Here is an 11,700-nt window from a genome sequence, read left to right as displayed (position 1 = left end):
ATACAGGCTGTCTGGGCGGAAAGACAGGTTTTACGGATGACGCACTGAATACCCTCGTTACTTATGTGAAGCGGGATAAGGAGAAGCTGATCAGTGTTGTACTGCGGACAAATGGTGCGGAAAAAGCGTATCAGGAATCCAAATTAATATTGGATTATGCATTTAACAATTTTACCAAAGAAAAATTGGATTTAAGCCGTGAAAGAGAAAGTGCGGCAAAGCTTTTGGGAATTAATTATGTGGGTGACGCCGTGATCAATCAGGATGAGAGCCTTGGTAAGCCCGCATTCCAGATTTCGAAAAACGTAAGCCTGAATCTGCCAAAAGGTGCAGATGTGAAGCAGGTTATCAGAAAATATGATTTTAAAGCAAAGAAGCTGGAATTTTTCTATCACGGATGGCCGGTAGGAAAGACAAAGATAAAGGCAGAACCGTTATTCGTAAAAGAAGAAAAAGGTCCTCAGTACAGGACGGAGACGGAAAAACCGGTATCGCAGTACGGTCAGGAAGAAAGCGGACAGGCGGAAGACGGAAATACAGACAGGAAGGCGGCTAATATGCTGGACAGGATCAGTCACATTTTTATATCCACATGGCAGAAATTGGATATGTTCATCAAGGATAATACGGTAGAATCGGCTGTTATCGGTGGTATTTTATTAGTAATTTTTGTACCGCTTTTAGTAATTGCCATTACCCGTAATCATCGTTATAAAAAAATCCTAAAAGAAAGAATGAAAGAAGAGGAGATCAGAAAGCAGTTAGAAGAAGAGATTCAAAGAAAGACACCACAGGAAATTGAAGCAGAATTAAGGGCAGAGCAGGAAGCCGAATGGCGTTCTGAACAGAGGGCAGAAGAACGAAGGATTGCAGCCGAGAGGGCAGCCAGGGAGCTGGATGCGGCGGAGCGGCTGTTAGAAGAACAGAGGTCACAGGGAGAGACAGGTAATATGGTTGACACTGGAACGCATTTGAAAGAGGAGGAATAAATATGAACTGGGTATCACCAATTAAAGACGACGAGACATTAGAGAAATTCAAAAAAGCATTACGTGAGGTAGATGACAAGTATTACATTTTATTTGAAATAGGGGTTGGAACCGGTATGCAGCTTCAGGAGATTCTGAAGTTTAAAAATAAAGATATTCGGGATAAAGACAGCATTGAAGCTTCCATTGGCACAAAAAATATTGTCAGGACATTTAACATACCTGGGGATCTTAAGAAAATCATTCATGATTTTACAGAAGGGAAAGATCCGGAAAACTATCTGATACAGGGACATGCCAGTTCTTCAGCACCGTTATCAAGAGAACAGGCTTACCGTGTATTTAAAAGCGTAGGCAGGAATATGGGATTAAATTCCATCGGTGCCCAGACAATGAGGAAGACTTTTGCATGGAGATACTATAAGGCAACGAATGATATTTACTATCTTCAGAACCTGCTTAATCATGCGTCTCCGTCTATTACTTACCGTTACATCGGTGAAAAACCCAATGTAGAAGTAGTCCTGAAAAAGATGACGCCGGAAGAAAATGAGAGAAGCCGTTACATTTTATATAAAGACGGCAGCGGTAAGAAGAGAATTCAGGAAATTCAGGAAATGTTTGCGTATATTGAGAGAGAATTGGATAATCCTACGAACAATGATGCGTTCTACGGAAGGGTAGACTGTCTATTGGTTGAGGTTGAAGATCTCATTGATAACTTTAAGAATACAAAATAAGCTGCCATATGGCATAAATTAAAAACAGGTTTCGGCTGTCTGCAGCCGGAACCTGTTTTTTGTTAAACTTATACAGTGCTGTAATTGCCGTGCCTTTTAAGCCGCTTTTTTTTGCGCAGCTGCTCTTGCTTTTCCCGGATAGTCTGAGCCTCTTCTTCTCCTACCAGCTTTAGCGTTTTCACGCAGAAAAATCGGTCATCTTCGGTACGTTTCATTCGTATCTTTCCTTTGATCAGACCATGCTCTTCACAGGAGGCAAGACAGTAGTAATTCTTGGTTCCGTTAGAAAACCACCGCACTTTCTTTCTGGCGGATTTCCCGCAGATATAACATTTGGTTGCGGTGACCTTACGGTCTTTCATGGCATCGGTTTTGCTTGCAAAATCTTTGGAAATAAATTTGCAGTAGGTTGGATATACTGCGTAGATCTCTTCCTTACGGGAACTGGGATGGATATAACAGTCGATGGAATAATTCGTCTGTATCTCCTCTTCCGTCAGGTGTTTCATCACCGCTGCTGTGTAATAAGCATCAGCCAGAGCACGGTGAAAGCCGGCACGTTTGTCAATATTCAGAAAATCTACGGCATACTCCAGATTCCTGCGGGTTTTGCGATCCTCATATACAATGCTGAATATTTTTTGAATATCATAGTAGCGCAGAGGATAGGGAAGGGCGTGTTCCACATTGTGAAAACGCATATTCCTCTGTAATTCTACCAGGTCACTGGAACCCCAGATACAGAAGCGGGCATCTTCAGCGCACCAGTCAAAAAAGCTTTGTATGACTTCCGGAAAGGTGCGGGCATGCTCAAATTCCTCCATATCCATCTGCAGAATTTCCTTTGTTTTAAAATGAAAGGAGTGGTAAACGGTTGGCTTTATAATTTCATGAAAACGTCCGATTTCTTCTTTTTCTTTGGTGAGCTTAACTGCTCCGATTTCGATAATCTCGAAGGGAAGTGCCTTATTTTCTCGGTCTTTTCCTTTGGGACACTGGTTCCATTCGAGGTCAAATATAATATAATCCATATCATCACCCATCTGTCTGTGATAGGTACGCAGTGACAGAAAACGCTGTTTCTGCGCCAGACAATTCTATAAAAATAGTGAAAGCTATCTTCTTTCACGCGGTTACATATAGGTAGTATACACAAAGTAAATAAAAAACACAAGGACTTCGTCAAGTTGTATATGAAATTGAAACTACTTTATGCAATTTGTCCTAAAAAAGTTTTGCCCAAATAGTGCATAAGCAGATTTTACAAGGGCAACATAAAATCTTTGTTCAATTATGGTATGGCGGGAAACAGCCTTCTTTAGTATACTGTCAACATAGTTAAGACAGTAAAACAGAACTCGCGGGGCGAGCGTAAATTTTTAGGAGGATGAAAAAATGGCAAGTTTATCATTACAGCACATTAACAAAGCATATCCAAACGGATTTGAAGCAGTAAAGGATTTTAACTTAGAAATAGAAGATAAAGAATTTATCATCTTTGTAGGACCTTCAGGATGTGGTAAATCTACTACACTTCGTATGATTGCTGGTCTGGAAGAGATTACAGGCGGAACATTGAAAATTGGCGATAAAGTTGTAAATGACGTTGAGCCAAAGGACAGAGATATCGCGATGGTATTCCAGAACTACGCTCTGTACCCACATATGACAGTTTATGATAACATGGCTTTTGGTCTTAAATTAAGAAAAGTTCCAAAAGATCAGATTGATAAAATGGTTAAAGAAGCAGCTAAAATTCTTGACCTTGAAAAATTATTAGACCGTAAACCAAAGGCTTTATCAGGTGGACAGAGACAGCGTGTTGCTATGGGACGTGCTATCGTTCGTGATCCTAAGGTATTCCTTATGGATGAGCCTCTTTCAAACCTGGATGCAAAACTGAGAGTTCAGATGCGTATCGAGATCTCCAAGATCCACCAGAGACTGGGCGCTACTATCATCTACGTAACACATGACCAGACAGAGGCTATGACACTTGGTACCAGAATCGTAGTTATGAAAGACGGTATTGTACAGCAGGTTGATACACCTCAGAACTTATATAACTGCCCACAGAACTTATTTGTTGCTGGATTTATCGGATCTCCACAGATGAACTTTGCAGATGCAACTGTTAATGTAAAAGGTAACGAAGTTGTTCTTAGAGTTGGTGATTTTGATATCAAACTTCCACCTTCAAAATCTAAGAAACTGATCGATGGCGGCTATGCTGGAAAGACAGTTGTTATGGGTATTCGTCCTGAAGACGTTCATGATTCTCAGATGTTCATTGAATCTTCACCGGAAACTGTTGTAGAATCTACAATCAGAGTTTACGAATTACTGGGTGCTGAAGTATTCTTATACTTCGATGTTGAAGGATTCCCAATGACAGCTCGTGTTGATCCTCGTACAACAGCAAGAACAGGCGATAAAGTTAAGTTTGCTTTAGATGCTGAAAAGATTCATGTATTTGATAAAGAAACAGAACTTACAATTACAAACTAATAAAACTATGAAGGGGGTTGCGGAAGCAATCCTCTTTTTTAACGAAAAAATAAAAAATTTCTGAAAGGATTTATGAAGCTGAATCGTATTTCTATTAAAATAATAAATCCAAGGAGAAATTAATATGAAGAAAAAAATTATAATTTTAACGGCTGCCTGCGTTGTTCTGGCAGGTGCCAACGGGGTGGCAGCAGCTGCCCATGGACATAGTTCTTCCAAAACGGCGAAAAATGCGGCTGTATGCACTGTAAAAACATGTACAAAGACCGGAACCCATAAGCACAGCTTCAAGTCAAACACCAAACATAAAACAGGGAATGGACATAACTATCATAATAATACTGCAGGGCATGGAAAGAACCATCATTAAATGTTGGGGGGATTCCTTTGAAAAGTGAACAGGAGGCTGGTCTTGCAATCGAAAAATATGCGGATATGGTACGCCGGATTTGTGTTGTTCATCTGAAAAATTATCATGACGCTGAGGATGTGTTCCAGGATGTATTTCTGAAATACATCCTTTATGAAAAGCCATTTGAAAGTGATGTACATGAGAAAGCATGGTTGATACGCGTAACCATTAATGCCTGCAAGGACAATTTAAAAAGCTTTTTTAAAAAAAAGGTTACGTCAATTTATGAACTGGTACAGGAACCTTCTTATATTGATGAGACTTCTTTTGATACGTTAGAGGCAGTGCTTCAATTGCCGCAAAAGTATAGAAATGTTATATATCTTTTTTACTTCGAAGGATATACAGCAGTAGAAATTGCTGGTATTCTGGGTCGCAAAGAAAATACAATTTACACATGGCTATCCCGGGGGAGAGAACAGCTTAAATCTGCATTAGGGGGTGAACCCTATGGAAAATAAAATAAATGAAGCGTTCAGGAATATCAGAGCAGAGGAACAATTAAAACAGGATACCCTAAAATTTATTCAGAAAGCGGCAGATAAAAAGCGGCGTAATTACAGAAAAAGAACCGCTCTGGCTGCGTGTGCATCATTATTTCTCATTTTCTTCATGGGATTGCTGTCTTATCAACTCTATTTCACAGAAAGCGCCTATATTGATATTGATGTAAATCCAAGTATCGAGTTAACGGTTAACCGGCTTGACCGGGTAATTAGCGTTTACGCATATAATGAAGATGGTAAAAATATTCTTGGGACGCTGGATTTAAAGCATAAGAAATACAGTGATGCAGTGTCAGCTATAATCAGCGAGATGGAGCAGGAAGGATATCTGGTTAATAACGGACTGATATCTGCAACTCTTAGAACCGACTGGAATGAGGGAACCCGCTTAACCTATCTGGAACAGACCGTCACAAAATACCTGAGTGAACACCACAACAGCTCTGAACACGAAATATACGCGGTAGATGATGATACAAAAAAACAGGCAGAAGAGGAAAATGTGAGCCCTGCAAAATACCTGGCAATTGCAGAACTGCAGAAAATTGTGCCGGATGTGACTGTGGAAGGGTGTAAAGACCATTCAATCAGTGACATTAGAGAAGAAATTCATAATCATGAATCCCAAATGCATAACCAGGTTAAAAAGCGTAGTCAGGATAAAACGCATAGCCAGGATAAAAAGCGTAATCAGGATAAAACGCATAGCCAGGACAAAAAGCGTAGTCAGGATAAAACGCATAGCCAGGACAAAAAGCGTATTCAGGATAAGACGCATAACCAGGATAAAAAGAATAGTCAGGAAAACAAAAGCGGATCAGAGAATGCCCATGGTGATCATGCTGCAAGGAATAAAAAGTCCGGACATAACGATTAAAATGATGCATTACATCAGCCGGCGTCTGTTATAAAATTAATCGGGCATAAAGAATGAGGATTACCGGAGCGTATACAAGCCCGGCAATCCTCACTTTAAATATCAATTGAAGTAATCTCCGGTGTATCTTTTAACAGCGTAACGACATCATTGATGTCATAAGATTCCGGAAAACGTACATAAAGTTTTATTTCTAACAGGTGATTGTCTATCCGTGTTGCCTTAATATTGGATATGATAATCTTCTTAGCTGTAAAAGCAGTATCTAAAATTGTATTAATATCTTTGTCTTCTCCAACTTGAATGGTAATCTGTTCTGTCTTGGGGGCTTTTCTGAACTTTAAATTCCGATGAAATATAAATTGCATAAACAGAATAAAAAGCGTGGCGGCAATTCCTATTACATACATGCCGGCACCAAAAGCCATTCCGATTCCTACTACCGCCCAGATTCCGGCTGCAGTTGTAAGTCCGCTGACATTCATCTTTCTGGTAAATATCACACTTGCTCCTAAAAATCCGATAGCCGTTACAATACCTGCGGCGATACGGGAAGGATCTAAATTAATATGATCATTGACCAGTACATCATAAAAACCGTATTTTGAAATGATCATCATCAGGGCAGAGGTGAGAGACACAATGATATGCGTCCGGATACCTGCCACTTTCAGATGGTTTTCACGTTCATATCCAATGGCAGCACCGCAGAGCGCCGCACCCAGCATTCTAAGCAGGTAGGCTGACTGTAATAACAGGTATGCTTTCAAGAAAATCCCTCCTTTCAAAGAATGTCATATTTTTAATTACCTTATTATATGTCAAATAAATAAAAAAATCAATTTAAAGACATCTATCGTAAATCCCTGGCTAAAACGCTCCGTTGTATCATCTGTACCTCATATACATCATATTGAAAAATTATTCGTTTTTATACATAAATTTTAACTGTTAAAGTTAAACTTTAAAACACTTTTTAAAAATATTGGGTTTTTATAATTTATTCACAACGAAATTCCGGAAGGGAAAATTAAAAAAATGCAATTTTCTAAAGATAATACTATTCAAAATAAAAAAGCTATAAAAATTGAAAATTCTAATGAACATAGTCCTAAAGATGTTTTGGAATTATGTGCTAAAATTATGTCATAAAGTTAAGAAAAAACGGGCGATGGAACAGTTGCCCTGTGCGAAGGAAGGAGAAAGCACGGGAATGAAAAAGTGGATTAAGGCAGTAATGGGGCTTTTTACGGCACTGCTGGTTTTTCAATCAATGACGGTAATGGCATCGGAAGGAACAAACATTTCAATGAAAGCACAGGAATACAGCGAAAGTGACAAAACGCTTGCTGTGAGCTGTATGATAGAAAACGGAGAAAATGTGACCAATGGAAAAATTCGCATCTTCTATGATTCGGATCAGGCAGAGCTGCAGCCCAGTCAGGCAGGCGATGCCCTGTCAGGTGCATTGCTGGAAATTAATGACTGTCTAACAGGAAACAAACCGGAGGGAGAAATGATTGCTGTTTTTGCTTCATCACAGAACATTGCTGCTGACGGAAGCCTGGTGGACCTGAAATTTAAGCTTCAGGACGGCGTCAAAAAAGGCGATGAAATACTCTTTCGGGTAGAGATAGATAAGCTTTCTGGAGACAACGGGGATATAGATGCCAAGGCATTGGAACTTGCCTATGTGGTTGGCGATCAAGAAAAGCCAGAGGATGACAACGAAAGCGATAATGAGGATGAAGATAAAAAGACGCCCGATGGCGGCGGGCAGAACGGAAATGGAAATCAGGGAGGAAGTGGAAGCCAAGGTGGAAACCAGAGTGGAAGTGGAGGCCAGAACAGCAGCAAAAACCAGGGTGGAAACCAGAATGGAAGCGGATATAACAACTCCAGCAAAAGCGGTGTAAAGACAGGGGACAGTACTCCTGTTACAAGATATCTGATATTAGGCGGCGGGTCCTGTCTCGTAATCCTGGGTGTTGGAATTGCCCTTATGAAAAGAAGAAAAAAGGGTGAAAGGAGAAGCTAACGGCTTTTCTAAAGATAATCCTGTTGGATCTAAACATTATTCTAAATTGTTGAAATATTTCTAAAAAAGAAAAAACACCTCAAAATAATAAAAAATATGAAGGATTTATTCCTAAAAGCTTTTTCTATGATCATGTTACAATAACCGCGAGTTTGACAGACAGTACCAAATATAAAAAAGAGAGGAAGGCATTTATGAAAAAAAGACAGTGTTTTAAAAAAGCAGTTGCCGGATTATCCGTGCTGGCTATGGGGATTACTACAATATTGCCGGCAATGCCTGCAATAGCAGCGGAAGAACAGATGGATACCGAAGTACGGCAGAGTGAGGGAATGCAGCTGACGGCAGAAGAAGCGGAGGGCAATGACTATGTACTCTATACCGTAAACTGCGGAACTCCGGATCCGTCGGTGGTACCTAACCAGAATCAGGAACGTATGGGATTGCTTCAGTCTAATGTAGACCAGGAGTATGGTGCCGATTCCGTGACAGGTGCAGAATGGGGCCGAAAACCAAATGATGCTTATTCAGCAGCTATAAATCATGGTGATGACGCAACGGATATTGGTAACAGCTACATTTATATGTCGGATGGAAGCGAAGTAACCTTTGATAAGTATAAAAGTGCACTGGGGTATAATTTTGAACTGCCTACAGAAAAGATTGAAGGTCTGGAAGAAAATACTTATGAAGTAACCGTAGCATTTAAACATTACTGGGATAACCGTCTGGTAAATATTATGCTGGAAGGTGAGACGGTAGCCACTGATATTTCCCTGAACTATGGTGAATGGGTAAGCAGAACTTTCACAACAAAAGTAACGGATGGGGAACTAAACCTTCTTGTGAAAAGCCCCAGAAGGACAACCGGTAAACAAGATCCGATTTTAAATTATATTAAAGTCCGTGCAGTAAAAGAGGAGCAGAAAGAAACGGCTGTTTATAGTTCCTTTACCGGTACAAAGGGCGATACCATGTATGATACAGAGGGAAAACAGATCCAGGCACATGGTGGTCAGATTCAGCAGCTGACAGTTAATGGAGAGACAAGATGGTACTGGATCGGTGAAGATAAGACCAATGATTATCGTCCGGTGGGAGGTATCCATATGTATAGCTCCGAAGATCTATACAACTGGAAAGACGAAGGAGTCGTACTGCGGACTATGGAAGATCCGGAACAGTTTGAAACGGATACCTATTTTAAGGAATTATACGGCGAAGACAGTCAGGAACAAAAGGATGCCGTATTTGTAGACCTTGACAGGAACAACTGTGTTATGGAGCGTCCGAAAATGCTCTACAATGACAAGACAGGTAAATATGTGATCTGGTTCCACGCAGACGGACGCTATCCCGGCAGTGATGCTGATTATGGCAAGGCAAAAGCAGGTGTGGCAATCAGCGACAGCCCTAACGGACCATTTAAGCTTCTGGGCAGTTATAAACTGAACTCCCACAACGATCCAAACGGTAATCTGGGATATGACGGCTGGGAAGGACGTGGTTCTGTACGTGACATGAACCTGTTCAAAGATGATGACGGTACTGCTTATGTAATCTATTCCTCAGAAGGAAACCAGACCATGTATGTATCTAAATTAAACGATGATTATACGGGACTGGCAACAGATCCGGCTGATGCAGTAGAAGGGGTAGATTTCACCCGTAATTTTGTTGGCTGGTCCAGAGAAGCTCCGGCAATGTTCCAATATAAAGATAAATATTACGTGGTTACATCCGGATGTACGGGATGGAGCCCAAATCAGGGAAAATATGCGGTAGCAGATCACCCAATGGGACCATGGACAGAAATCGGAGATCCCTGTACGGATTGGGGATGGGAAACTACTTATGACACACAGAGTACTTGTGTATTTCCGGTAGATGCTGAAAATGGAAAATACATCTATATGGGTGACCGCTGGAATGCAGGAGATTTAAGTGAATCCAGATATGTATGGATACCGGTAGAATTTCAGCCGGACAATAAAATTGCTTTGAGAAGATACGAAGACTGGACACTGGATGATTTAGAGGGAAAAGGGCTTTTTGAAATAAAAACAAAACTTCCCACAGTTGTTTCTTCTGTAAATGATATTGCAGGACAGCTTCCGGATGAAGTAACAATTTCTTATGGAACAGAAGAGGAAACAACGCCGGTAACCTGGAACGTTGGCGAATACGATTCAAACAAAATAGGAAATGTAACAATTACCGGAAACCTTACGGAAAAGGGCAGGGAATTCAGCCATGACATCTATATTGTAAACCCTTCCACCCTGTATTTCTTTGACAGCGGTGCAGAACAATCTGAATATTTTGATGTGGTTAAGAAGACCCTTGGAAATAAAGTCTTAAATACGGTTCCGGATCAAAGATATTCGGAAGAAAATCAGGCAGGGTATACTGGAGTGACAGAGGCAGATTCTCCGGAAAGCTTTGATATAGGTTTGCATGAAGGTAAAAAAATACAGGAGAGCGGCTGGTGGGCAGCAGAAGGTAAGAACATAGAATATGCCTTTGCATTGAAGCCGGGAACTTATACATTGGCAGCTGGCTTCCAGGAGTGGTGGAATGCCAACAGAGAGATGAAAATATCCGCAAAAATGGGTGATCAGGTCCTGGCAGAACAGGATTTCAGACTTTCAGCAAGCGATGGAGATTTACAGGTCAGCAAGTCATTTGAAGTAACAGAAGCAGGAAAAGCAGTGGTAACGGTTAGCAAGAGAGGAAGTTCTGATGCGGTTCTCAGCTGGATTGGAATTCTTGGCAGTGCTGATGAACCATCTGATCAAGTGAATAAGAACAGCCTGCAGCTTGCCATCACCATGGCTGAAAAACTGGAAGCAGAACAAAATGCGAACAACTGCTATACAGAAGAGAGCTGGGCAAAAGTGAAAAAAGCCCTGGATGATGCAAGAACCGTAATGGCAGATGGGGAAGCATTGCAGGAAGATGTGGATTATGCATTCCTGAAACTGATCTCCTCCTGCAACCTCCTTACGGATGGTATACAGAAAATGGGGCTGAATGCAGTAATTGAAGGGGCGAAAGCAGTTCTGGAAAATGAAGAGGAGCTGGCTGAATACACAGAAGAAAGCATAGAGGCAGTAAGAACCGCATTAGCAGAGGCAGAAAGAGTTTATGCAGAAACTGGCGCCGATCAGGAGACTGTAAATGCAGCAGCCAGAAAGCTTATGGATGCAGTAACCGGAATGCTGGTGAAAACAGAAGATACCAGACTCGGTATTCTGATCCGCAAAGCTGAGGAACTTCTGAAAAATAAAGACCAGTATACGGAAACAAGCGTTGAAAATCTGGAAAAAGCTCTTGCAGATGCAAAAGCAACTGCGGAGAACAGTCAGGCGGGCGAGTCACAAATCAATGAGAGTTATGCAAATCTGGCTAAAGCAATGACGGGGCTGGTAAGAAAAGGTGACAAGTCTGAGCTAAAAAATGCGTTGGATAAGGCAAATGAGATCCTTGCCGGCTCTGAGAAATATGTGTTAGATACAATCGCAGGACTTCAGGCAGTAGTTACAGAGGCACAGGCTGTCTACGAAAGCGGTGAAGCAGACGCAGATCAGGTAGGTGAGGTTCTGAAAAAGCTTGTTCAGGAAATACTGA

At 41.1% G+C, this 11,700-nt stretch carries 9 protein-coding genes and 1 pseudogene; 8 read left to right on the top strand and 2 right to left on the bottom strand.

Annotation, left to right across the window (positions count from 1 at the left end; genetic code table 11):
* Together ACH2DQ_RS04440 and ACH2DQ_RS04435 are read left to right on the top strand one after the other, a co-directional pair.
* A pseudogene (locus ACH2DQ_RS04440) lies at positions 1-989 on the top strand (hypothetical protein); the annotation flags it as partial.
* A 2-nt stretch (positions 990-991) separates the two neighbouring features.
* Positions 992-1,729 (top strand): tyrosine-type recombinase/integrase, encoded by a 738-nt coding sequence (locus ACH2DQ_RS04435; protein WP_394912957.1) that lies wholly within the window; start codon positions 992-994, stop codon positions 1,727-1,729.
* Positions 1,730-1,797: 68 nt separating this feature from the next.
* Here the strand turns inward: ACH2DQ_RS04435 and ACH2DQ_RS04430 are convergent, their stop codons facing one another.
* Complete coding sequence (locus ACH2DQ_RS04430; protein WP_394912958.1) at positions 1,798-2,760, bottom strand: exonuclease domain-containing protein; 963 nt, start codon at positions 2,758-2,760, stop codon at positions 1,798-1,800.
* 364 nt (positions 2,761-3,124) lie between these two features.
* Between ACH2DQ_RS04430 and ACH2DQ_RS04425 the strand changes: the two genes are divergently transcribed.
* The 4 genes from ACH2DQ_RS04425 (at position 3,125) to ACH2DQ_RS04410 (ending at position 6,032) form a co-directional block, all read left to right on the top strand.
* The gene (locus tag ACH2DQ_RS04425) at positions 3,125-4,237 is read left to right on the top strand and encodes an ABC transporter ATP-binding protein (RefSeq protein WP_395025723.1); all 1,113 of its coding nucleotides are present in this window, start codon (positions 3,125-3,127) and stop codon (positions 4,235-4,237) included.
* A gap of 124 nt (positions 4,238-4,361) precedes the next feature.
* On the top strand, positions 4,362-4,607 hold the full coding sequence (locus tag ACH2DQ_RS04420) for a hypothetical protein (RefSeq protein ID WP_394912960.1): 246 nt from the start codon (positions 4,362-4,364) through the stop codon (positions 4,605-4,607).
* Positions 4,608-4,624: 17 nt separating this feature from the next.
* Positions 4,625-5,110 (top strand): RNA polymerase sigma factor, encoded by a 486-nt coding sequence (locus ACH2DQ_RS04415; protein WP_394912961.1) that lies wholly within the window; start codon positions 4,625-4,627, stop codon positions 5,108-5,110.
* Positions 5,100-6,032, top strand: a complete 933-nt coding sequence (locus ACH2DQ_RS04410; RefSeq protein WP_394912962.1) for a 1,4-alpha-glucan branching protein — start codon at positions 5,100-5,102, stop codon at positions 6,030-6,032. Before ACH2DQ_RS04415 ends, ACH2DQ_RS04410 begins: the two co-directional genes overlap by 11 nt.
* Positions 6,033-6,127: 95 nt before the next feature.
* Here the strand turns inward: ACH2DQ_RS04410 and ACH2DQ_RS04405 are convergent, their stop codons facing one another.
* Positions 6,128-6,760 (bottom strand): MgtC/SapB family protein, encoded by a 633-nt coding sequence (locus ACH2DQ_RS04405; RefSeq protein WP_394913050.1) that lies wholly within the window; start codon positions 6,758-6,760, stop codon positions 6,128-6,130.
* Between the two features lie 485 nt (positions 6,761-7,245).
* On the opposite strand from ACH2DQ_RS04405, the gene ACH2DQ_RS04400 reads away from it, so the two are divergent.
* Together ACH2DQ_RS04400 and ACH2DQ_RS04395 are read left to right on the top strand one after the other, a co-directional pair.
* Positions 7,246-8,070 carry a hypothetical protein gene (locus ACH2DQ_RS04400; RefSeq protein WP_394912963.1) on the top strand — a complete coding sequence of 275 codons (825 nt, stop codon included), beginning with the start codon at positions 7,246-7,248 and terminating at the stop codon, positions 8,068-8,070.
* Positions 8,071-8,264: 194 nt separating this feature from the next.
* Positions 8,265-11,700: family 43 glycosylhydrolase (locus ACH2DQ_RS04395; RefSeq protein ID WP_395025720.1), on the top strand; the 3,436-nt coding region annotated here is incomplete at its 3' end.

Source organism: Robinsoniella sp., from assembly GCF_034124845.1.
This window is presented reverse-complemented; position numbering and strand designations above follow the sequence as displayed.

What these genes read in the sequence shown, in the direction of transcription:
- ACH2DQ_RS04435 (WP_394912957.1), top strand. Translation starts at nt 992, where the DNA reads ATGAACTGGGTATCACCAATTAAAGACGACGAGACATTAGAGAAATTC.
- ACH2DQ_RS04430 (WP_394912958.1), bottom strand. Translation starts at nt 2,760, where the DNA reads ATGGATTATATTATATTTGACCTCGAATGGAACCAGTGTCCCAAAGGA.
- ACH2DQ_RS04405 (WP_394913050.1), bottom strand. Translation starts at nt 6,760, where the DNA reads ATGCTGGGTGCGGCGCTCTGCGGTGCTGCCATTGGATATGAACGTGAA.
- ACH2DQ_RS04400 (WP_394912963.1), top strand. Translation starts at nt 7,246, where the DNA reads ATGAAAAAGTGGATTAAGGCAGTAATGGGGCTTTTTACGGCACTGCTG.
- ACH2DQ_RS04410 (WP_394912962.1), top strand. Translation starts at nt 5,100, where the DNA reads ATGGAAAATAAAATAAATGAAGCGTTCAGGAATATCAGAGCAGAGGAA.
- ACH2DQ_RS04420 (WP_394912960.1), top strand. Translation starts at nt 4,362, where the DNA reads ATGAAGAAAAAAATTATAATTTTAACGGCTGCCTGCGTTGTTCTGGCA.
- ACH2DQ_RS04425 (WP_395025723.1), top strand. Translation starts at nt 3,125, where the DNA reads ATGGCAAGTTTATCATTACAGCACATTAACAAAGCATATCCAAACGGA.